Origin of the sequence: Providencia manganoxydans, assembly GCF_016618195.1 — a bacterium.
Lineage (GTDB): Bacteria > Pseudomonadota > Gammaproteobacteria > Enterobacterales > Enterobacteriaceae > Providencia > Providencia manganoxydans.
The window spans coordinates 1712283-1736059 of record NZ_CP067099.1 but is presented as its reverse complement, the minus strand read 5'-3'; the positions used below and the strand labels follow the sequence as shown (position 1 = coordinate 1736059).

General features: G+C 36.7%; 15 protein-coding genes, 5 tRNA genes and 4 other RNA genes. 8 read left to right on the top strand and 16 right to left on the bottom strand.

Annotated elements, in window-relative coordinates:
- Positions 1 to 14 precede the first annotated feature (14 nt).
- Both glgX and JI723_RS07640 read right to left on the bottom strand, forming a co-directional pair.
- The gene (gene glgX, locus JI723_RS07645) at positions 15 to 2036 is read right to left on the bottom strand and encodes a glycogen debranching protein GlgX (RefSeq protein WP_337979900.1); all 2022 of its coding nucleotides are present in this window, start codon (positions 2034 to 2036) and stop codon (positions 15 to 17) included.
- A 750-nt stretch (positions 2037 to 2786) separates the two neighbouring features.
- The gene (locus JI723_RS07640; RefSeq protein WP_337979899.1) at positions 2787 to 4448 is read right to left on the bottom strand and encodes an alpha-glucosidase; all 1662 of its coding nucleotides are present in this window, start codon (positions 4446 to 4448) and stop codon (positions 2787 to 2789) included.
- 1295 nt (positions 4449 to 5743) lie between these two features.
- On the opposite strand from JI723_RS07640, the gene JI723_RS07635 reads away from it, so the two are divergent.
- From JI723_RS07635 to JI723_RS07625, 3 genes are all read left to right on the top strand, one after another.
- Positions 5744 to 6274 (top strand): fimbrial protein, encoded by a 531-nt coding sequence (locus JI723_RS07635; RefSeq protein ID WP_272579902.1) that lies wholly within the window; start codon positions 5744 to 5746, stop codon positions 6272 to 6274.
- Positions 6275 to 6436: 162 nt separating this feature from the next.
- On the top strand, positions 6437 to 7429 hold the full coding sequence (locus JI723_RS07630; protein ID WP_272579901.1) for a fimbria/pilus outer membrane usher protein: 993 nt from the start codon (positions 6437 to 6439) through the stop codon (positions 7427 to 7429).
- A gap of 37 nt (positions 7430 to 7466) precedes the next feature.
- Complete coding sequence (locus JI723_RS07625) at positions 7467 to 8708, top strand: hypothetical protein (RefSeq protein ID WP_272579900.1); 1242 nt, start codon at positions 7467 to 7469, stop codon at positions 8706 to 8708.
- Between the two features lie 228 nt (positions 8709 to 8936).
- On the opposite strand, the gene JI723_RS07620 is transcribed toward JI723_RS07625, so the two are convergent.
- The 4 genes from JI723_RS07620 to JI723_RS07605 form a co-directional block, all read right to left on the bottom strand.
- The gene (locus JI723_RS07620) at positions 8937 to 9734 is read right to left on the bottom strand and encodes a MoaF C-terminal domain-containing protein (protein ID WP_272579899.1); all 798 of its coding nucleotides are present in this window, start codon (positions 9732 to 9734) and stop codon (positions 8937 to 8939) included.
- 9 nt (positions 9735 to 9743) lie between these two features.
- A complete protein-coding gene (locus tag JI723_RS07615) occupies positions 9744 to 10523 on the bottom strand; it encodes an SDR family NAD(P)-dependent oxidoreductase (RefSeq protein WP_272579898.1) in 780 nt (259 codons plus the stop codon).
- Positions 10524 to 10939: 416 nt separating this feature from the next.
- Positions 10940 to 11677 (bottom strand): cyclase family protein, encoded by a 738-nt coding sequence (locus JI723_RS07610; protein ID WP_140183130.1) that lies wholly within the window; start codon positions 11675 to 11677, stop codon positions 10940 to 10942.
- A 289-nt stretch (positions 11678 to 11966) separates the two neighbouring features.
- Positions 11967 to 12800 (bottom strand): MetQ/NlpA family ABC transporter substrate-binding protein, encoded by an 834-nt coding sequence (locus JI723_RS07605; protein WP_233445746.1) that lies wholly within the window; start codon positions 12798 to 12800, stop codon positions 11967 to 11969.
- 215 nt (positions 12801 to 13015) lie between these two features.
- On the opposite strand from JI723_RS07605, the gene JI723_RS07600 reads away from it, so the two are divergent.
- The 5 genes from JI723_RS07600 (at position 13016) to JI723_RS07580 (ending at position 19449) form a co-directional block, all read left to right on the top strand.
- Positions 13016 to 14140, top strand: coding sequence for an alkylhydroperoxidase domain protein (locus tag JI723_RS07600; protein ID WP_140183128.1), 1125 nt, complete (start codon positions 13016 to 13018; stop codon positions 14138 to 14140).
- 4 nt (positions 14141 to 14144) lie between these two features.
- Positions 14145 to 15602, top strand: coding sequence for an FAD-dependent oxidoreductase (locus JI723_RS07595; protein WP_337979898.1), 1458 nt, complete (start codon positions 14145 to 14147; stop codon positions 15600 to 15602).
- Between the two features lie 2 nt (positions 15603 to 15604).
- On the top strand, positions 15605 to 16618 hold the full coding sequence (locus JI723_RS07590) for a methionine ABC transporter ATP-binding protein (protein ID WP_140183126.1): 1014 nt from the start codon (positions 15605 to 15607) through the stop codon (positions 16616 to 16618).
- A complete protein-coding gene (locus JI723_RS07585) occupies positions 16615 to 17283 on the top strand; it encodes a methionine ABC transporter permease (protein WP_070928809.1) in 669 nt (222 codons plus the stop codon). Before JI723_RS07590 ends, JI723_RS07585 begins: the two co-directional genes overlap by 4 nt.
- A 438-nt stretch (positions 17284 to 17721) precedes the next feature.
- Positions 17722 to 19449: a potassium/proton antiporter gene (locus JI723_RS07580; protein ID WP_272579896.1), complete on the top strand. Its 1728-nt coding sequence runs from the start codon at positions 17722 to 17724 to the stop codon at positions 19447 to 19449.
- 478 nt (positions 19450 to 19927) lie between these two features.
- Here the strand turns inward: JI723_RS07580 and JI723_RS07575 are convergent, their stop codons facing one another.
- The 10 genes from JI723_RS07575 to JI723_RS07530 all read right to left on the bottom strand — a co-directional run bounded on the left by JI723_RS07575 (position 19928) and on the right by JI723_RS07530 (position 23510).
- Positions 19928 to 20221, bottom strand: a complete 294-nt coding sequence (locus JI723_RS07575; protein ID WP_070928815.1) for a helix-turn-helix domain-containing protein — start codon at positions 20219 to 20221, stop codon at positions 19928 to 19930.
- A gap of 1935 nt (positions 20222 to 22156) precedes the next feature.
- Positions 22157 to 22284, bottom strand: a non-coding RNA gene (locus JI723_RS07570) — RtT sRNA.
- Positions 22285 to 22329: 45 nt separating this feature from the next.
- A non-coding RNA gene (locus JI723_RS07565) (RtT sRNA) lies at positions 22330 to 22457 on the bottom strand.
- Between the two features lie 45 nt (positions 22458 to 22502).
- A non-coding RNA gene (locus JI723_RS07560) (RtT sRNA) lies at positions 22503 to 22630 on the bottom strand.
- A gap of 45 nt (positions 22631 to 22675) precedes the next feature.
- A non-coding RNA gene (locus JI723_RS07555) (RtT sRNA) lies at positions 22676 to 22803 on the bottom strand.
- Positions 22804 to 22848: 45 nt separating this feature from the next.
- A tRNA-Lys gene (locus tag JI723_RS07550) sits at positions 22849 to 22924 on the bottom strand.
- 161 nt (positions 22925 to 23085) lie between these two features.
- Positions 23086 to 23161: transfer RNA gene (locus JI723_RS07545), tRNA-Lys, on the bottom strand.
- Between the two features lie 42 nt (positions 23162 to 23203).
- Positions 23204 to 23279: transfer RNA gene (locus JI723_RS07540), tRNA-Val, on the bottom strand.
- A 35-nt stretch (positions 23280 to 23314) separates the two neighbouring features.
- Positions 23315 to 23390: transfer RNA gene (locus JI723_RS07535), tRNA-Val, on the bottom strand.
- Positions 23391 to 23434: 44 nt separating this feature from the next.
- A tRNA-Val gene (locus JI723_RS07530) sits at positions 23435 to 23510 on the bottom strand.
- Positions 23511 to 23777 lie beyond the last annotated feature (267 nt).

Here is a 23777-nt window from a genome sequence, read left to right as displayed (position 1 = left end):
CCCCCTCAAAAAACTTAATGATTAAAATTATTATTAATTAACACATCAATATTTCTTGGATTACTTTGGTGTTTTTCAATCATTTCACTAGAACAGAGAAAAGGCTCACTGTTCACCCAATGACCAGCGGGGAGTGTTATATGCTGGTTCTGCTCTGTAAAATTAATAATTATTAGCCACTTACCAGATAATAATATTTGTAACGGTAATATTTCATGCCATTGCCATTGTTCAGGTGTTAATGGCTCTCCATGTTGATTGAGCCAAACCACATCAGCGGCATTCTTTTCACTAGAAAAATTTCCTGTCCACCATTCACCTTCAGTTAGAGCGGTTATTTTATGCCTTAAAGCTGTCAACCGACTTGTAAATTGGATCAACTCTTCGTCTCTTGTTTGCCAATTAATCCAACTTACAGGAGAATCCTGACAATAAGCATTGTTATTTCCTTGTTGGCTATTTCCTTGTTCATCACCAGCTAGCAACATCGGTGTTCCCAGTGATAACATCAAAAAGGTCAATAAATGCCGTTGGCTTTGAGATCTTTTTTGTAATATTTGAGGATCGTCAGTTATCCCTTCAAAACCGTGGTTATTACTGTGATTACTATTACTACCATCAGTATTGCTTTCTCCATTAGCTTGATTGTGTTTATGATTGAAGCTCACAACATCTTGAAGAGTAAAACCATCATGAGAAGTAATTTTATTGATAGAGACATAAGGTAAGCGCTGGCTCTGTTGATAGATGTCACTAGAGCCTGCGAAGCGGCTCGCAAATGTACCTAAAGGGACACCTTTATTTAAGGTAAATTGACGGATATCATCACGAAAACGGTCATTCCATTCCGCAAATGGAGTCGGAAAGTTACCTAATTGATAACCGCCAGTCCCAACATCCCATGGTTCAGCAATGAGTTTTAATTTGGATAAAACAGGATCTTGAGTAATTGCTCTTAATAATGGGGAATTTGAGGAAAATTCAGGCGTTCTACCGAGTACTGTTGCTAGATCAAAACGAAAACCATCAACATGACACTCATTTGCCCAAAAATGTAGGCAATCTATCACCCACTGTTTCACCATTGGATGAGATAAATTCAGTGTATTTCCACACCCCGTCCAATTATGATAATCACCATTATCTTGCAACCAATAATAAGTACTGTTATCAATACCTCTAAATGACAATGTGGGGCCTAAAAGATCTAATTCGGCGGTATGATTGAAGACAATATCTAAAATAATTTCAATACCTGCACGATGTAAGGCTTTTACCATGTCTCGAAATTCGTTTAGCGGTGAGGTATTAGCTCGACCAGACCAATATGTCGGTTCAATCGCAAATGGCGCTAACGAGTTATAACCCCAATAATTGGTTAAATTTAATTTTTGCAAACGAGGCTCATCAAGGTGAAATTGTATGGGCAGTAATTCAATAGCAGTAATACCCAGTTGTTTTAAATAGCTAATCATTACTGGATGATCAATAGCCGCATAGCTACCTCGGATCTCTTGTGGAATATCAGGGTGTAATTGAGTCAAGCCACGTACATGCGCTTCATAAATGATCGTCTGTGACCACGGCGTATTTAGTAATTCATCATCCCCCCAATCATAATTGTCTTGTGTAACAATCGATTTAGGCGCAATGCTTCCATTATCAATTACATTTCTACTATCTATCCCATCAATAAATAGATGTGCATCTTGTACTTTACTACTCACAGCTCGACTGTAGGGGTCAATCAGTAGTTTATTAGGGTTAAAACGCAAACCTTGTTCTGGCTGCCAAGGGCCATGCACTCGATAACCATAATGAAGACCAGCTGTAGCACCCAATAAATAGCCATGCCAGATATGGTTATCATCACGTATTAAGTCATAACGAATTTCTTCACCCTGTTGGCTAAATAAGCATAACTCTACTCTTTCAGCTTTTTCACTATAAAGTGCAAAATTGACGCCATTTTTATCGGCCACACAGCCTAATGGCGTTGAATGCCCCGCGCTTAATTTAAAGTTAACATTTGCCATTGTTCATCTTCCTTTTTGGTTGAAAAGGAGGAATACAACTATCATTGAATGAAATTTATTATGACAAGCAATAGGCTTTGTGTGAATATTTGCCATATCATCAATATCCCCTTTATGATTGTCGAATATCGTCCTAATTAATCATGATGTTATATCTCTTACTAGAATAATTAAGCCGCTGACAACTTTGTTTTACTTGTTTGAGTTAAACTAGCACATAAATATCAGTACATCAGAGCAAAAATATTCTCATGAAAAACTTATCCTCAAATTATAAATCAGTAATGTATAAAAAAGATTATCGAAACGAACTAAAACTTTCTTTCAACTACTTCCGTACTTATTCTAAAAAATTAAATAACCGTAATGCCTGTTAGGTTCGCTAAAGCTAACCTTGCATATTAATTTACAAGAGCTTTTCAGCATAAAGTGAGAAGTTTATAAGTTATTAAAACTTCATCCCAATTAGTCACCTTAAGTTATTACACCTTAAAAACCCCATTTGTGAGTTTAAAGTTTCCATTTATTATCAATGCATTAAAAAAACAAATGTGATTAAACTACTACCATACTAATCACATCCACTTTACAGTTAATATTATAGTGTGTTTTTTTTGTTATTTAAAAATTCGAATATTTTTTACATTAAAACTAAACCCAACATAAATAAACAGTAATCTACATTATAGATTTTAATTTTTCAGCAACCCATATTTTAGGTTGCCGCTTTATTTTTACATAAATAGATAGTCATTTAAAAATGATCGCTTGGTAAGGGTTTAGCACAATATGTTCACTTTCAATATTTAAATCTTTAATATTACTCAAATATAGTTTATTTATATGACTATTAACCTTCTCATTTTTATCATTGAAATTACAATAAATATTTACCCATTGATCTTTTAATACTCTACGGTAGGCAATAACATTTTCTGGTGCCTCAAGCGCTATAAAAGTACCATGAATAAGAATGTCTCTGATCTCAGAATGTAATCTCAGAGAAATAAGCTGTTGATAGAATGAAAAAAGAGAATCTGCTTGCTGTTGCTGTTCTTGAGCATTAATGGTTGTGTAATTAGGATTGATTTTTAGCCACGGTGATGCAGAAGTGAACCCTGCGTGCAAGTCTGAATTCCATTGGAATGGCGTTCTTGCATTATCTCTACTACGTGCAGCAAAATAACTTATCATCTTCTGCTGATCATAATTATGTTGTAATCCCCATTCATATAATTTAAAAACATGTAAATCATCATGCTCATCTATCGACATGGCACAGTTAGTCATACCAATCTCTTGTCCTTGATAAATAAATGGCGTACCACGTTGCATCAACAAAAAAGTCGCCAACATTTTTGCTGCAACTAAAGATGATTCAGTGCCTTTTGGCAGAAATTTATTTAATGAACGTGGTTGATCATGATTTTCCAGATATGGAGCCCCCCAACCTACCCGTTGGGTATCAAGCTGACTTTTTATAAAAACTGGCTTTAACCGTTTTCCAGTAATTGGCTTTAATGTAAAAGGTGGTTGTTCATCAATATCAAGATTTGCAATGCTAAAATCAAATACCATCGAAAAATAGCCATGTTCTCCTACATAGTCATAGAGATCTTTTTCAGGAACATCAATTTCAGCAACAGTCATACAATTGGCGGGGCGAAAAGTATTATCTGCAAGTTGATTAAGAAATTTATCTATCCCAGGTTGATTGACAACCCAAGGGATCAGGGAGGCGGTACCATCTTCATGATCAGGTGCAAAATAATGAACTGAAAGTGCCTCTGGTGATTTTTTTAAATTACCAATCGCATCAATACGAAAACCCGCGACTCCTTTTTTTATCCACACATTAATCATATCAATAATTTCTTGACGTAATTGTGGGTTTTCCCAGTTAAGATCCGGCTGTTCTGGCCCAAAAGAATTAAAATACCAACGATGAGTGTTTGGAACATGCGTCCATACCGAGCAATCAAAATAGCTACGTAAATTGTTAGGGGGGGTCGATTTATCCCATTCTATAAATGTATAGTAATCGGCATATCGGCTATTTGGGTCGGCGAGTGCAGCTTTAAACCATGGATGCTCATCTGATGAATGATTGAGAACTAAATCGAGGAGTATTTTTATGCCACGCTTTTTTGCTTCCGCAATTAGCTTATCTAACGTCGCATTATCACCAAAAATAGGATCAACCGTTGAATAATCAGAAATATCATAACCATTATCTTTCATCGGTGATTTAAAAATAGGGCATAGCCAAATAACATTTACCCCAAGAGCTTGTATGTAATCTAATTTTTTTATGATCCCTGCTAGATCGCCTATTCCATCACCATTATCGTCACAAAAGCTTTTGGGATAAATTTGATAAACAACCGTTTCTTTCCACCATGCATCTGTCATACTCACCTCATCATTATGTCAATAATAAATCTGTGTTAGATACAGCATGTAACTTTGTTTTACCTATCCTTGTATATTAAAAACACAAAAATTTCACTAATACTAACGTAAAATTGACGGTAAGCTATCCATAAAAATGAACTCCCTTTGCAAGCAGCAATTGGCAACTACTTTACAAGCTATAGCATAATTATCTAAAGAGGTAACTAAATCACTTAACTACTATCACTTAACTACTATCACTTTCACTCATTATAATGTCATAAGCTGAGTCTTTTTGAATAAATGATGGACTTTATGGCGAGCTAACCTATTGATATTTAATTCGAATGCACTGAACATACATAATGAATGTTCCGAAAATTTATATCATAAGAAAGTATAGCTACTCGTCCATATTATATTAATTTGTTAAAATATTTGGACATTTTGATTAAGAAAACGCTTACCACTCTATAAATAAAATCAACATGCAATATAAACACCTCACATCTTTGCACATTTCTATCATATTGATGCCTAGCACATCTAGATCACTATTATTAAGTTCTACTGTATTAGAAAATAAACCCAAGCTATTTTATTTATTGATGACATATTAGGGAGAGATTCCACTATGTATATTTACTGTGTTCACAATAGTAGTGTATAACAAACACCTATAACTAAATGTATTTCAAAAAAAACGATAGTGTAACAAAATGAAAATATCAATCTTAAATTAAAAAAATAACAAATAAAATAAACTTAAAATATATGATAATCCCATCATCATTCCAAAAAGAACTACTCACATATCTTGTTAATTTATAAAATTACAAAGTCAAATTTTTAAATGTTTTGTCAAGTTTCATCATTAAATCAATAGACAAAACCGATTAAAAAAATTCTTATCCATTGACTGAAATGTGTTTACTTAAATAACGAGTGGGCCATATTTAATTCCAGTTTAACACGCAATATGTTAATCACTAAGTGTTTTTACTATAAAAATATCAATTAGAACATATTAAATATTTGCATCATTAAGGGGTATTAATTAGAGCATGTTAAATATTTGTATCAGATAACAATAAACACTTCACTAAGTGAAGTAGGTTCGACGTTAATATTGCTTAATTAAATTCAACATTAACGGTTACTGATAAAATATGGAATGGAGCCCATATAATTATTATTAAAAGGAACAAGGCCCTAGTTAAACTACTTAACCTAATTATATTTAATAGAAACACAAAAAAAACAAGTAAATATATATTTTAAATTTAGCTTTTCACATACTTAGGAAGATCATCATGAAATTAAATAAAATTGCTTTAATTGGTACATTTGCGGTTGCAGCTCTATCTTCTCAAACATTCGCAGCGCAAGATGCTACTGTTAATTTTAACGCGCGCTTAGTAGCAGCAACATGTGATATCAGTGCTTCTAAATCTTTAGTAAATTTAGGTACTCACTCAATCGAAAAAATTACTGATATCAATAAAGCATTAGCAGAATCAAACTTTAACTTAGTATTAAATAAATGTACTAAAACTTATTCTGATGATACAACTGCAACAGAAGTTTCAATCCTAACAAGTGGTGAAGCTTTAGCGGGTCACTCTGATATGTTTGCTGATGCTCAAGCATCACAAATTGGCGTTAAACTAAAAGCAGGTACAACTGAATTAGCACCTAACGCACAAACAACTATCAATAACCTGAAAATTTTAGGTGATAACGACTATATCGTTGAAGTTACAGCTGGTTTATATGCAACTTCTAAAGATGCTGTCGCTCAGAGTTTAAATGTTCCAGTTACTTTTAGCGTTGCATACGACTAATAACTACTTTAGTTAATTAGCTAGTTGAGCAGGCAGTATCAATATACTGCCTGCTATAAAGGAAATAAAAAATGATAAAATTAAAATTCTTAATTTTTACCTTATTGACTCTTTCATTTACTACTCAAGCAGGCGTCGGTTTAAGCCAAACACGTATCATAATTGAAGAATTGGGGTGGGCAAAGCTCAAATACCTCTGTCGGTATGTCATACAATAATAATTACAAAGGCATATCTTATAGCTTAAGTTATATGGTTGACCGAGTAAAAAGCTACAACAACTCATGGCCTGAAAACCGTGTGGTTTCTTTAGATATTACAGTGCCCTTCAGCTTACTGACTAATAATGAAATGGCTCAAACGATGAGCGCTCGTTACGGTATTAGCATTGATAACCACGGCGAAACACGAAATCAAGCAGGTTTGACAGGAAGTGCATTAGAAAATAAATTCAGTTACGGTTTGTACCAAAACTACAATAGTCAAGGAAGTAACTACGGTGGTAGCTTAAATGGTACATATTCAGCAGATAATTCAACGCTCTCAGCTGGTTACAGTTACTCTGACACAAACCGCACAATGAACGTAAGTATGAGTGGTGGAATGATCGCTCACTCTGATGGGATTTCATTGTCCCCGAATATTGGAGATACCGTCGCTATTATTACCGCTGATGGTGCTAAAGGCGCAGAGCTAACAATGGGTGCCAAGTTTGACCGCTTTGGTAATGCGATTATTCCACAATTAGCGAGCAATACAGCAAACCAAATTTCTGTCAACGTCAATACGTTACCAGATGATATTACTTTTAAAGATACATCAATGATGGTGTACCCAACTGAAGGTGCAATTATCAAACGTAACTTTAAAACCAAAATTGGCTACCAAGCCATCATTCATATTAGTACAGCAGGTAAAATACCACCATTCGGTGCCATTGCAACGCTTATTTCTGCCGATAAAGATGATGATATTAATACAGGTATCGTTGGTTCTAATAATCAGTTGTACATGAGTGGATTACCTAATTCCGGAAAACTAAACATTAAATGGGGTAATCAAGGTGATCAATGTTCAATTAGTTACACATCATTAGAAAGTATAGCGGTAACTGCTGATTCACCAGTTAGAACGCTAATAGCTGAATGTAAATAAAGAGCATTAAAGCCAAATGACGGATAAGAGAATAACCATGAAAAAAATAAAATCCTATTTTCCATTTTCATCCAGTGTAGCATCAAGCTTGCTATTCACATTGCTATTTGCTACACAATTTCCAGCACTAGCAGCGGATAAACTCACTGTTCGAGCTGGACAATCAGGCTATTTGGGAGAGTTATACCCTTCAGCAAAGTCTGCTTTTTTGAGCTATCACCCTTCGTGGCACTATTCAAGCACGTCTCCGCTGCAGGATCCTAACGTTAACTACCCGATGCTTCCAAGCAATGCTGTTTACTTACAATTTTCAACACTAAGTGGTGGCTATATTAATTCCAACTTTCCAAAGTATGAAGGAGCCCCAGGTATTAGACTTATTAACGAAAATGATCCAAATAAAATTATTGTATTACTTCTAAATGGTACTGTATCCGCTTCATTTTATAATACAAATTACTCATATGTCACAAAAAGAGCTGTTATTAAGCGTTCAAGAACAATAAGTGGTAATTTATATCAAACAAACTCTTTAGGCTGGAAGCTTGAAAATAATACTTCTACAATTGAGAAATATTTTATTCCTGATTCACGGAATAGAACAGGAAATATTACAGCTGATATTAGCAGTTTTTCTGCTTATGCTAGCTCCGAATCAGGAGCTCCGACAACGATAACAAAAGGACGTTATAGACTGTCAACTGATGAACAATTACGGTTCGGCCATAGTAACTTATATTCTATATATGGATGGGCATCAGCAGATACACAATTATTAAATGATAGCACTCTAAGTATCGAAGCCTTAGATTCGTGTATTGTTAAACCGATGACTGCAACCAATATTGTATTTAACAATCAATTGGCTGGTTATAAAGCCAATCAACTATTGGAAACCCGCCCCGCCACACTGTCATTAGATTGTGTGACAACTGGCAAATTACTTATGGTGTTATCGGCTAATCAGCAATTGCATGGTCAAAATAGTACAGGAACAACATCAAGTACGAATCTTGCCGGAATGGCTTTGGATTCTTTGTCAGGAAATTCAGCTAACTCAACTGAGCGCCCTTATATTGTAACCACTAAGGTACCACCGGCATCAGATATCTGTCGAAATGGTCACAGTGATGCATTAGTTTACTATGACCGCATTAAACTAGGAGATATTACCACTACAAATTTACGCCAAAACTTATACTTTAATCTTTGCCAAAATGGGAATGTAAAAGCAGGTGCGTACCGTGGAAGTATTGATGTATCTTTTTATCTTGAATAAAAATTAAATTGACAAAAAACGTTAATGCTGTAAGTAATTAATATCTTATTACACATATTATTAATATTTAATTAAACGATGCCACTCACTATATGCTGCGAGTGGCAATCTATATTTAAAATAATAATAAGCACAGCTAAATACAAAATAAGTCACTCGCTCAGAGGCATGGGATATACGATCAGCCCCTCTTAACGAAAAGCATTACGACTTGAAATATCACAATGATTACGCTTTAGGGTAATCGGTTTTATTTAATATCGTTGCATGCGCCCCCACAGGGAATAAACTAATGGAACTAAATCCCTGATCTTGATACCCCATAATTCCACCATCTGTTCTCATTTCATTAAGGTCAATCAAGATGATACCTAACGTTGGGATAATTTTTTCACGCCAGATAAATAAATACAGATTATTTGATATTTTAATGTAATGACAACGGTCAACATCCGCTAACCCCTTTTCAACACCATCCAAACAATGCCACGCATAGAATTGTTCATTCAGATAAACATGCTCATAACGCTCTTTAGGATTATAAGTATACATATTACGCATACCAATAAGCTCTGCGGTATAAGTCGGTGCTTGTCCTTGCTTATTATCAAGGGTTCCAAATTGAATGCCGATTTTAACATCCGTTAATGGCAGATTTTGCTCAACCTTACTAAAGGCTGAAATACGTATATCAGTTTCCGTGGGTAAAGTGCCTTGAAGCAAGACACAGTTATTATCTTGCTCGTTAATAATAATAGTAATCCCTACACGCCAATCTTCAGGTGAAATAAAATTAACAAAATAAACCCCAGGCCGAATAGAAGTAATCCTACAACCAACAATAGCATCTTTCCATTTAATTTGTTGATCAGCAGGAAAAGAGACTGCTATTTGTTGCATTGTATCTGCAAAATTTAATTGAAATGTCTTACCTGTTAATTTATTACTGACCTCTAAAATATAGCTATCCGGTGCAAAACCATCTGATAATGCGCCCACTTGGATAAATGCAGCTTCTTCAATCATAATAGCTCCTTAGGTAAAAGCGAGAGTAGGTAAATCGACAACTGTTGCACCACCATCAATAACCAGTGCTGCACCAGTAATAATCGAAGCGTCCGCCGAACATAAAAACTTGCATGCTAAAGCAATTTCTTTTGCACTTGCTGGACGTTGTAATGGCACGTCACGGCAAACATATCGATAAGCCTCATCCAATGAAAACTGATGTTGTTCCATCAATGGCTGCATCTCTGCATCCGCCATTGGTGTTTTTACCCAGCCGGGACAAATTGCATTTGCTCTAACCCCTTGTCTTCCATAATCACGAGCAACAGAACGCATGAGTCCAATTAGTGCATGCTTTGCTGTAACATAACCACAAGCTTCAGGGCCAGCAGCTAAAGACGCTAATGAACCAATGAAAAGTACGTTGCCTTGATTCCGTATTAAAAAGGGTAAACATCCACGAATACTAGCAAATGCACTGTCTAGATTAGCGGATATGGCTTGCCGCCATTGTTGGTCGCTCATATCCTCAACCGTCCCTAGCCCCATTCCTCCTGCATTGCAGATTAATACATCAATTCTATCTGTGTACTGTTGAATCTGTGGCAAAATGTTCTCATCCCATGATGTTGCAGTAGAAACATCAGCGACAATGGCTATTGAGCCTGTTTCTTGAGCAATTTTTTGTAGGGGTTCTGCACGGCGCCCAATGATAAAAACTTTGTCACCTTGAAGAGTAAATAGCTGAGCACAAGCAGCACCGATTCCAGTACCACCACCTGTAATAACAACGGTTCTTGCTTCCATACCCTCTCCTATCGCGACTCATGCTTAATACAAAGTTAATTTTTACTTTAAACAATTCGAGATGTAGCTAGGAACAGAAAAATTATGCGACTAACTCACATCTGCGTAGTCACCATACCTTAGCGGAAAACCTTGTAGTTCGAAGTATGACGGGTCTATTTGTTAATATAGAAACAAATTACCAAACCTGACTATCGCTCTAAGGAACGATATTCATAAAAATGCGATAGAAGTGGATAAATTAAGAGGGAGTAAGATAAATTTATCAGCCAGCCTTTTATTATCGTATCCTAAATAATTCTAGATATAGCTAGAAGCCTACTGAGGTGTTTGACTCGTGCGAGTGCGCGCAGCCAACACGGCTGCGGCACGGTGTGTGACGACTATAATTCACTGATAAATTTAGATAATTAAATTTAAGGTAAGATTGCAAAAGAACGAACAGGGAAACCACTGGCATTGTTAGGTTTGGCGACCAAATTAAAAATCACAGCACCTCGGGTTGGTAATTTATCAAGATTAGTCATTAATTCAATCTGATATGTATCTTGTTCCAACACATAATATTCCCCTTGCAAAGCATTATTACGCCGAAAATCTTGGGCTGAATCGGTATCAAAAGTCTCATGACCAATCGCTTTAATACCTCGTTCTTCAAATAAAAACGTCAATGCATCCATTCCCCAACCTGGAATTTGATTGTTACCCTCTGTATCTTTATTATCCATTGCTTCCTGTGATGGCCAGCGATGGCTCCAATCGGTTCTCAACGCAACAAAAGTTCCGGCTTCAATTTGTCCATGTTGTTTTTCAAAATCAAGCACATCTTCTCGCGAAAAAGCAAAGTTTGGATCTTGTTTAGCGCGCTGTGATTGGTCAATGACGATCAAAGGTAAAACTAACTCTTTAAGCTCTAACTCGTGTAGATAACGTTTCCCTTGTACAAAATGGCATGGAGCATCAATATGCGTGCCATATTGACCGGGGAAAGTAAATTGCTGTGCAAAAAAACCATCTTTATAATCGAATAATGTCTGAAATTTCGCTGCTTCGAACATAAAAAAACGTGGTGAATCTTGATCAAAACTATGTGTTAAATCGACCCACTTTTTTGACTTTAATAAATTTAGGGCATTCAATAATTCGTTAGACATAGATTTTCCCTTTTGCGATGTATTTGCTCAGTTATTATTTTTATACTTAAAATAATGAGATGTATAGCTAGACAACCGGTGAACTTCATCACCCAAAGCACGACTATCTGAAGTATAGCAATGCCTTTATTAATTAACTAAAAATAAACACTTTGTCCATCAATACAAGACGAATATTTTTCATATTACATCACTGTTATTTCCAACCATATTAAAATAATAAAAAACCACCTAATAACATACTAGGTGGCCATAATTAACAATAAAAAGTAGACTAGGATTTTGTTAGTTACTTATTCCATACTTCAGGCTCAATAAAGCCATCATATATGCGTTGTGAACGAATATAATCCGCATATTCTTTTGACTCGAAAGCATCTTTTAAATCTTTTGCCCATTGAGAGTTCACATTATCTTGCATTACTGTCACAATAACACGATGCTCTAAAGGCGAGTCTTCAATCACTAATCCATCCGCAATACGCTGGCCTGCACTCGCAACATAGTTACCATTTACCACAACAAAATCAACATCATCTAATAAACGTAGACCTTGCGCAGCATCTGTTTCACGGATATCTAAATTATATTTAGCAGGCTCTATATCATTCACGCTAAAAGTTAATGTATTGGTATTAGGCTTTATTTTTATCCAACCTAATTGCTCTAAAATTCGAGCTCCACGCTCTGCGTTTACCGGATCATTAGATAATGCGACAATCATACCATCTTTTACTTCATTCAATGATTTATGTTTGTTAGAACGTAAACTTTGTGGTGCGCTTGGGGAATCTGCTAAGGCAACCATATTGATATTATTTTTCTTATTATACGCTTCCATATAAGCTCGGCTTTGATTTACTGAAGCGTCAATGGATCCCTCTTCAAATGCGGGGTTTATTTGCCTATTTTGTGAAAATTGTCGCAAGGTAACTTTATAACCTTTTTTTTCTAATATCGGAACGATTCCTTTTTCGACTTGATCAATATAATTACCAACGCCAAAGCCGATGGTTATTTCCTTCTTATTTGGGTTATTTTTCTCGTTATTATCATTACATGCAGCCAATGCAATCACTGCTGTGGCAACTAAAGCTAAATATTTTATTTTTTGTTTCAACATGATGTTACGACCCTGTGTAAATAATAGGGTCAGTATAATCATAATTATTTCATCTGATTTATAACATATCGCTATAACTTATTACTAATATTATATATAAAGCCATTTTAATAACATTTAGGAATATGGATATAGCGATTTGTTCGTTCGAATAATGGGTTTCTTGTTATGTAATGAATAAATAAGATAAAAATGTATATAAAGAGAATTGTAAGATGTCTATTCCAAATAATGATTTAATTAATGAACTCATTGAACTAACACCAGAGTCAAATTTAGCAATTACCAGAAATGAACGAGCAGCTGCGACTGACAATACTCAAGCCGCTTTTGATATTATTTTTTCCGTAGATTCTTCTCGTTTAACACCTGAAATAAAATATCACTTCGCGAGTATTGTGGCCGAGCAAACAGGTAGTGCAACACTGGCGTATTTTTATCAGCAATCTTTAGGTCAGCATCCCCTCAATTTAACTGATCCCGCCTTTAAAGCTGCCGAAAAATATTTACAAACACTGGTTAACCACCCCAAACAAACTGATTATCAGCTACTCAATGCTTTAACTCACCATGGGTGGATTGAAAGTGACATCATTTTACTCGCTCAATTAATTACCTTTGTTACTTACCAAGCTCGCTTGATAGAAGGATTGCGATTGCTACAACAGCATGAGCCATCACATATTCACACACCCTTGATTACTGCTGGGCAGTGGAATAATCACCCACAAACACATCAAGGAAAACCTTCTCCAACCGCATTCACCCAAGAACAACTTGGTTGGGAAGCATGGCTCAACGCTCGTGATCCTCAAACTCTTGATGCCGACGAAACACAAGTGATGAAAAAGTTTGGACAACTAAACTCTGAATATTTTTTATTGCTTGCTCATCAAAGCAAAATTCTGGAAATTCGTACCTTAATTGATCGCGGTGTTTTTTATACCGCCGGTGGCCTACCTCGCTGGGAGCGTGAATTTGCCGCAGCAGCAGCAAGTAAAGTTAATGGTTGTATTTACTGTGCTTCAGTTCATGCACGTAAAGCCAGTCAATACGCTAAAGATCGTCGTACTGATGTTGAAAAGTTATTAGCGACACCAGTTGGCTCAGCACTTGCCGACGGTTTCGATGAGCGCCTAACCGCAATCACCGACCTAGCAACTGCGCTTTCTGCTACACCGATACAAGCTAACCATCAGCAAATTGTTTTATTGAGGAAATTGGGATTATCTGAACTCGAATTACTCGATCTCATTCAGTCTACTGCGTTTTTCTCTTGGGCAAACCGTTTGATGCTTTCTTTAGGTGAGCCATTTCAAATCGAAGAAAATAAGGAGTAAACCAATGACCTCGTATAATGGTTTAAAGGCTCTGGAAGAGCAAATTCGTCGTGATTTGCAATACCTTAATTTACCGCTAACAAATTGGTCATTAACGCCAAATCATTCGCATCATCAATTGGATGTAGCGATCATTGGCGCTGGAATGTCAGGTATCACTGCCGCTTTTGCTCTTAAATTACAAGGAATTGGATCCGTTGTATTTGATCAAGCCGTTGCAGGAAGAGAAGGTCCATGGCAAACCCCTGCGTTAATGGAAACATTACGTTCACCAAAACATGTTGTTGGCCCCGCACTTGCCTCACCTTCACTGACGTTTCAAGCTTGGTTTAAGGCACAGTTCGGTGATGAACAGTGGGATTTACTAGATAAAATTCCACGCCTGCAATGGGGCGAATATCTTCAATGGTTCAAAAAAATGACCGCACCTTATGTACTGAATCAATATCAATTAATTGATACTGAATTAAGTGCACAAGGTTATATACTCACTTTTAAGACGCCAGACGGAGAACAACGCTATCAAGCGCAACATGTGATCCTTGCCACAGGTATGGAGTCATTCAGTGAACCTAATATTCCTGCATTTATGGATACTATTCCTAATCATTATTGGGAACATTCTTACGCAGGGAGTGATTATAGCCGTTTCAATGGATTAGATATTGCTGTAGTTGGCTACAGCGCTGGTGCAATGGATAGCTCAGCTACTGCATTAGAACACGGTGCTCGCTCGGTTGAATTACTGATCCGAGCGAAAGATATGCCAAGAGTTAATCGCGGTAAAGTTGCTGGAAACCCTGGGTTTACCGAAGCCTATAGTCAATTTACTGACGCTCAAAAATGGCATTACAGCGACTATGTTGTTAAAGCCAAGACTCCAGCACCGCATGGCAGCACGCTGAGAGTATCTTGCCATGATAATGCTTATTTTAATTTCGATACTCAAATCAAGCAGATCACAGTAAAAAATAATAAACTGCATATTGATACAACCACTGGCGAGTATATTGCTGATTATCTGATCTTAGCCACTGGCTACCGCTTAAACTGGCAGAAACATACTGCATTTAGCAAAGTTACCCCTTTTATTCGTACATGGGGAGAAGTTTATAGTCCTCCTAGCGATGAAGAGAACAGTGAATTTGCTTTATATCCTTATTTAGGTGCTAACTTTGAGTTTCTGCCAAAAGAAAACTGTCATCTATCTGAATTAAGTAATCTGTATTGCTTTAATTTAGCGGCATCACTCAGCATGGGGCCGATTATTGGTTTAATCCCTAATACCAATACTGGCGCACTAAAACTTGCAGAGCATATTGCTGCTAAGCTTTATCTTGCTCATCAACAACAACACTTGCAACAGGTGAAAGACAGTACTGAAGCTGAACTACTAGGAGATGAGTGGCAACCAGCACTCCCTTATCGCTTACGGATCACCCAAGCGGATAGTGTGGAGTAATTATGATTACATTTAAAAACATCGAAAAAATCTATCAAAAAGAAGGCCAGTCACTAACCGCACTGCAAAATGTTAATTTACAAATTAATGAAGGTGAAATTTTCGGTTTTATTGGCTATAGCGGTGCGGGTAAAAGTACTCTGATCCGCTTAGTGAATCAGCTAGAAAAACCCTCTTCAGGTGAAGTGATCATTAATGGGCAAAATATCGCACATCACAGTGCGGCAGAAATTCGAGCTCATAAAAAAAGTATTGGCATGATTTTTCAACATTTTAATTTATTAGAAACCAAGACTGTTGCCCAAAATATTGCCATGCCATTACTGTTATCTGGTGTGAGTAAACAAGAAATCGAACGACGTATTGATGATATTTTAGCTTATGTAGAACTGAGCGATAAAAAACATCAATACCCGGGGCAGCTTTCTGGTGGACAAAAGCAACGAGTGGGTATTGCTCGTGCATTAATTAATAATCCCAAAATTTTATTATGTGACGAAGCCACATCGGCATTAGATCCACAGACCACATTATCGATTTTATCATTGCTCAAAAAAATCAATAGAGAGCAAAAAATTACTATTTTATTAGTTACTCATGAAATGGAAGTGATTGAACAAATCTGCCACCGCGTAGCTGTGATGGAAAATGGTCGTGTTGTTGAAGAAGGCTCAGTCCTCGATATATTTGCAAACCCGCAACAACCGACAACACAGAAATTTGTGCGTACAGTACTCAATGAGGAAATACCTAAACGCGTATTAGATAATTTAGAGCATCAACACAATGTTTATCGCTTAGAGTTTTTAGGTGCTTCGGCACAACAGCCCGTGGTCAATGAGCTGATATTACAAGATAAAGTAAAAATTAATATTTTATTTGCCAACATGAAAGAAATCAGTGGCGTAGTTTTAGGCAGTATGTTTGTACAAATTGTTGGTGAAGAAAACAATATTCGTGATGGCATTGAATTTTTGCGCCAGCGTGGCGTTGCAGTCAGTAAGGGGGCTCTATGACACAATGGTTTGATACGGCATTAACCAGTAAACAATTTTTCCTCGCAATGTCCGAAACCTTTACCATGGTTTCTATTGCGCTGGTGATTGGCTCATTACTAGGTATTTTGTTAGGTATCGTTTTAGTGGTCACTCGACCTGATGGTATATGGGAAAACAAATGGATATACCGCATTATCAACCCAATTATTAACACTATTCGTTCATTGCCTTTTATTATTTTATTAGTCGCTATGATCCCTCTTACTCGACTGATGGTTGGCACTTCAATCGGCACAACCGCAGCGATCGTACCTTTAGTGATCTATATTGCTCCCTATACTTCACGTTTAATTGAAAATTCTTTGTTAAGCGTTCATTCGGGGATTATTGAAGCGGCTGATGCTATGGGAGCAACCAATTGGCAGATTGTTTGGCACTTTATTTTACCTGAGGCCAAATCATCTCTGATCCTAAGTTTAACGGCTGCCAGTATCACACTCGTTGGCGCAACAGCAATGGCAGGTGCTGTCGGTGGTGGTGGTGTTGGCGATTTAGCACTTAACTATGGCTATCAACGCTTTGATAATGTTGCGATGGCGATTACCGTTGTGACATTGGTCATCATTGTACAAGGAATGCAGATGATCGGTGATTATCTCGCTAAAAGGGCAAGATATCATTGATAACACAATGACCGGTATGAACCGCACTTATCGGTCATTTTTCTCCTCTCCCTCTCCTACTATTGTTCACTCATCCTATCATGCAGAAACCACACTAGAACATAATTGATTGATTAGCATGAAATTAATATAATCACATAAACAAAAAATCAAAATACATTAAATAAATTAATCATTAAAGGAATTCAAGTACTAAACATTATTAATTAGTCAATAAAATTATCATATGAAGACATCATCTGATTTAAAAATACAGTTATATGTCAATTTATTTGTTTTTATCTGTTGTATAATCATAGTGATATAACGATTAAATTAAAATTATTGTGTTTTCAGCCATAGTACTATCTTAATTGTTTTATTTTCATTGCTGATGACCTTACTCGCAACAATGATACATTATCAGCGTGTTACTCACCCCCTAACTTAAATCTGATTATGCTAACAATTGAACAGTTAATATTACTCACTTCTATACTCATCTTACTGGGTATTTTTTCCAGTAAACTCTCGGCTCGGCTAGGCTTGCCAATGCTGGTTATGTTCCTATTCATCGGCATGCTAGCAGGGGAAGATGGCATTGGCCAAATTGCGTTTAACAATGTTAACGTCTCTTATGCCGTTGGTTCTCTAGCATTAGCACTGATCTTATTTGATGGGGGTTTGCAAACTTCGGTGAAATCTATTCGCCTTGTTTGGAAACCCGCATTCACTCTCGCTACATTTGGTGTATTAGTCACCGCAGGTATTACAGGATTAGCTGCGGCGTACATTTTAGGTATACCGCTACTTGAAGGCCTTTTACTTGGCGCAATTGTGGGGTCAACGGATGCCGCTGCCGTTTTTTCATTATTACGTAATGCAGGGATCTATCTTAATGAACGTTTGCAATCAACTTTAGAGATTGAAAGTGCCACTAACGACCCGATGGCAATTTTTTTAACCGTCGGCCTGTTACAATTACTAATGAACCAGCAAGCTTCAGGTAGCGAGCTACTATTATTATTTATCAGTCAAATGGGGATTGGTACCTTAGTTGGTCTAAGCGTTGGCTGGCTATCGATCAAAATTATTAATAAGATTAAATTACTGGCCACAGGACTTTACCCTGTATTAGTAGCAGCTTGTGGCTTACTATCCTTTGGTATTGCAAGCAATTTACAAGGTAGTGGTTTCTTATCAATTTTTGTAACTGGCGTCGTTATCGGTAATGCTCGTTTTGTTTTTCAGCGCAATACTTTCTTATTTCATGATGGGTTAGCTTGGCTAAGCCAAATTATCATGTTCGTCATGTTAGGCTTGTTAGTCAACCCAAGTTCATTACTGGAAGTGTGGTTTGAAGGGCTAGTTATTGCACTGGTATTAACCTTTATTGCTCGCCCAATTGCTGTTGTTCCTGTGTTAAAATTATTTGGGTTCAATCGCGAAGAGATCACATTAGTCTCTTGGGTTGGTCTGCGCGGCTCTGTCCCTATTATATTAGCCATCTTTCCTTTTATTTATGGCTTACCTGGAGCAAATCTAATTTTTGATGTGGTGTTTTTTGTGGTGTTAATATCGGCTACATTACAAGGCTCAACTTTACCTTATGTCGCCCGCAAACTGAATTTGATGCAGCCCCCTCCTCTTCTTCCAGCCGCAACGCTTGATATCACAGCTGTCGATCAAATTGATGCAGATCTTGTCGAATATACTTTAGGTGAAGATTGCTCTGCTGTTGACCGCCGTTTATCACAATTGGCTTTACCTGACCAAACCGTTATTGCCATGATCACTCGCGGTAAGAGCGTTCTTCCTCCTAGAGGTTCAACAAAGTTACTTGCCAATGATCATTTATTTGTCGTCCTGAAACCTGAAAATCGTCTTTTTCTCGAGCGTCTATTCTCTGAAAAGATTTCTTCCGAGTTAATGCCTATAGAGCTACCATCAACAGGGCTTAGCCTAAAAGGAACAACAAGGCTTGATGAAATTTATGAATCTTATGGCATTCAAATTGATAATGAGAACATACAAACGCTAGATCAGTTTATTTATAGTATCTCAACTGGAGAACCAACGCAGGGCATGGTAATTAGCTTGACGTCTTTACAGATGAGGATCAGTGAGATGATTGGTTCACGGATAGTCACGGTGGTATTAGAGCCAATACCTTTAGAGGATAGCTAGTAAAAATCTAAACGCCATTTTTGATTATATACTCTAAATAATTCAAGGCGTAGTTAGAAGACCAAGTCAACGAGGCGCTAGGAACATAGGAAATACGTAACTAGCGTAAGTGGACATAATCAGTACGCCTTAACGAAAAGCGCTACAACATGAATTATGGGAGTATGAATTAGCTGACATTGACATCCCCTATATCAATATATTTACTTAAAATCATTGTTTTTCACTTTATTATCTCTGGAGCATCCAGTAATTTTTTATTTCCACTCATATGATATTCGGTATTTCTGACCATAAAAAAATAAAAGCCCATGAGAGGGCTTTTATTTCATAGTATATAAATAATGACAGATGCAGTATTTATTGATAGTACAATAGAGAAAGTTCTCAATGTCTATTTATATAATGTTCTTAATTGAAACAATTAAGTTCTAGATTACTTAATTAAGTTCCACTTTGGAACATATATAATCAATAGTTAGATAAGAGAATAAATAGAGTCGTCAAACCCTTTAGATTCTTTATCTTCACTTGCATGGGTATCATCTTGAAGGACTTCACTAAAGAATTCCCCCATATTTACATCTAATACTTTCAGTACTCTTACTAAACAGTCGATATCTATACGGTTTACTCCACGTTCATAACGGAATAGTTGTTGCTCGCTGATATCAATCTCTTTAGCTAACTGAAAAACAGTATAGCCTTGAGACTTTCTTAACGATTTAATTTTTTGTCCAACTGCACAAGCGACAGGATATTTTGTATTCATAAACATTCTCGCTTCAACTTATATTATTAATGAAATAAAAAATCAGCAGGTGATTCTCTGTGTTTTTCTATTGTTATCTTTATTTATGATATAGCCATTTGGATGTATTAACGACGATTCAGCCTATATCTTGAGAGGGATGATATACTAGCAATATAATTAGTTTCAACTAATCCAAAAATGACATTGCAACTATGTAACTAAATATTATCATAATCACAAAATGCCTTAAAAATGAGGATTTTCCTTTACTTTCAATAAATTAAAGCATTTAACAATTAATAGTTGTTGTTCTAGGCAAACATAGTCCCGCAGGTAACCACAAAATTTAAACCTAAATTAACCTTATTTACCCGATAAATAATCTAAAAATAACGGAAATAAACAGAATAATTTAATACTGTAACAGTATTAATGATTTTTGAAACCGATATTCATAAAATGAATACACACAATACGATAAACACACAAATAGTGTAAAACAAAGTAAAAAAGAGAAATTATTCCCATATTATCATTTTGATATCTTAAATATCAATAGCTTATATCAATAGTCTTTTTGTTACAATCGACAAAAAACACTGAATTTTTAAAGTAGCATAAGAAAAACTATAGCTAGCTCACTAAACATAACAAAACATTAACGTTATGTATCTTTTTGGTTTGCTATACATGAAGCATATCACAAAAAATAAAAATTTAAATTCTTTGAAATACACAGTTTTTTATGTTAAAAAACAAATCTAAATATGATAGAGCTACTGTATATTCACCCCATAAACTAAACAGTAAGAATTTATCTCCATAAAATTTACCTTTGTAGATTTTTATCGCATTATAAATCACTGACTATTGAGTAATACCCAATATAATTCTTACCAAATTAGCCCAAAAGAAACCGACTTAATCCTAAAAACTAGCTATTTATGCTTAACTCCTAATTCTCTTACACAATAGTAAATTTCCCTTACTTCGTAATAATTTTAATAGAACCACAAGAGATACAACAATGCAGTGTTCCATAACTCACTATTAGAGTAATTACAAGCTAAAAAATTTGTTAGACTATCTTTTATTGAACTGTGTATTTTATATACCTAAAGCCTCAACTCTTAAACTATTTGAATGTCTTTATACATGCTCTATCACTCTATGCTAAATTAATAGCATATTAACGAATACGGACTCCTTAACATCAAACTGTTTACAATTAAATTGTAAAAAAAAATAACGTCACGTTACAATAAAAGAATGATCCATATATATCTTTAAACAGTATATTTACATTCCCTATTGTCATATTAATAAGTATTTTTGTTTTTGATTTATGTTTAGCATGGTATTTTATCATTGTGGTAAACCACAGTATTAAATTAAACAACCTGTAAGGTATCTTGAATGTCTCATCCCTCCTCTGACAACTAATAATGCTAATTAGCTTAGAAAACTTCACAAGGGTTGACTGAGGGCACTACAATTTAATTTAAATGACAAAGCTCATCTCTTTATCTCTTATGCAAACATAACAATATGGAATGGCTTAGTGGGTAGTATGTATATATTACAGGAGGAGCATTAATTTGTTTGCTAATGTGACAATGAGAATATAGTCATCAAAATGATGATTCAAACCAACATCTCTAGATCACAAATCAATGAACACCGAGAAATACAGATAAATAGCCAATCCCTAGCTTTAGCTAAAATTGCTGTGAGTTGAAATATTGTGAATACAAACCAATTGAGTACATATGTTGGTAAAGCCATTAAAAGCGCTATAGCTTCGCTGTAAATCATTTGGATGTATGTTTGGTATCTATTCTAGGTATGATGTAGACGTTTGAGAGAGAATCAATCGTAGAGCTTCTCACCCGCACTCTACGTACAGCATGCAAGGATCTTTTTTTGGGATTAAGAACGGAGTGTTTCTTTAGATGGTGGGTCGTGCAGGATGACTCGGCCGATGGTCTCGCCCTTCGGGTCGTTGCGTAAGCGCAACGCTGTCTCGCTTCGCTCGGCTCGAACCTGAACGCAGCTTCTCACCCGCACTCTACGTGCAACATGCAAAGATCTTTTTTGGGGATTAAGAATAGAGGAGGTTGTTTAGATGGTGGGTCGTGCAGGATGACTCGGCCGATGGCCTCGCCCTTCGGGTCGTTGCGCAAGCGCAACGCTGTCTCGCTTCGCTCGGCTCGAACCTGAACGCAGCTTCTCACCCGCACTCTACGTGCAACATGCAAAGATCTTTTTTGGGGATTAAGAATAGAGGAGGTTGTTTAGATGGTGGGTCGTGCAGGATGACTCGCCCGATGGCCTCGCCCTTCGGGTCGTTGCGCAAGCGCAACGCTGTCTCGCTTCGCTCGGCTCGAACCTGAACGCAGCTTCTCACCCGCACTCTACGTGCAATATGCAAGGATCTTTTTTGGGGATTAAGAATAGAGGAGGTTGTTTAGATGGTGGGTCGTGCAGGATGACTCGGCCGATGGCCTCACCCTTCGGGTCGTTGCGCAAGCGCAACGCTGTCTCGCTACGCTCGGCTCGAACCTGAACGCAGCTTCTCACCCGCACTCTACGTGCAACATGCAAGGATCTTTTTTGGGGATTAAGAATAGAAGAGGTTGTTTAGATGGTGGGTCGTGCAGGATTCGAACCTGCGACCAATTGATTAAAAGTCAACTGCTCTACCAACTGAGCTAACGACCCATCGTTGAATTTTGATACTAAAAATGCTTGATATACGTACAGGATTTTAGTCCTTCGGACTTACCCTTACGGGTCGAACCTGCAACCATCTTGAAAAACACAATAATCTACTGACTGAGCCAACAACCCATCTTAAAAATGATTGGTTTTGTATCTTTAGATGGTGGGTCGTGCAGGATTCGAACCTGCGACCAATTGATTAAAAGTCAACTGCTCTACCGACTGAGCTAACGACCCATCTATAAATCTAAATTGATATAATGCGACTAACTAATGAAGTGGTGGGCGATACCGGGTTCGAACCAGTGACCTCCTCCTTGTAAGGGAGATGCTCTACCAACTGAGCTAATCGCCCACTTCATGACAAGTTTCACATATTGGGTAAATAAATGGTGGGCGATACCGGGCTCGAACCAGTGACCTCCTCCTTGTAAGGGAGATGCTCTACCAACTGAGCTAATCGCCCATTTATTTACTGCTTACTACTAAGTACTTCTTTATCGTCGACAGTGGTGGGCGATACCGGGTTCGAACCAGTGACCTCCTCCTTGTAAGGGAGATGCTCTACCAACTGAGCTAATCGCCCTGTCGTCGATGGAGGTGCATTATAGGGATCCCTCGTTCTGAGTCAACGGTTTTTGAATAGATTTTTTCTGTTCGTTGTAAAAATAAGCAAGATGTACCAATATTCATCAGAAAAGAATCTTATTTAACCAGAATCAGGTTAATTTATACCACCTAACAAAAACAATATTAGTCGAAAATTATTTTTATGCTGGTAAAAAATGGCTATTTGCTTCTTTAAACAGATTTTATTTATCTAACTACAGATAACTTTATTGAGGTATCACTG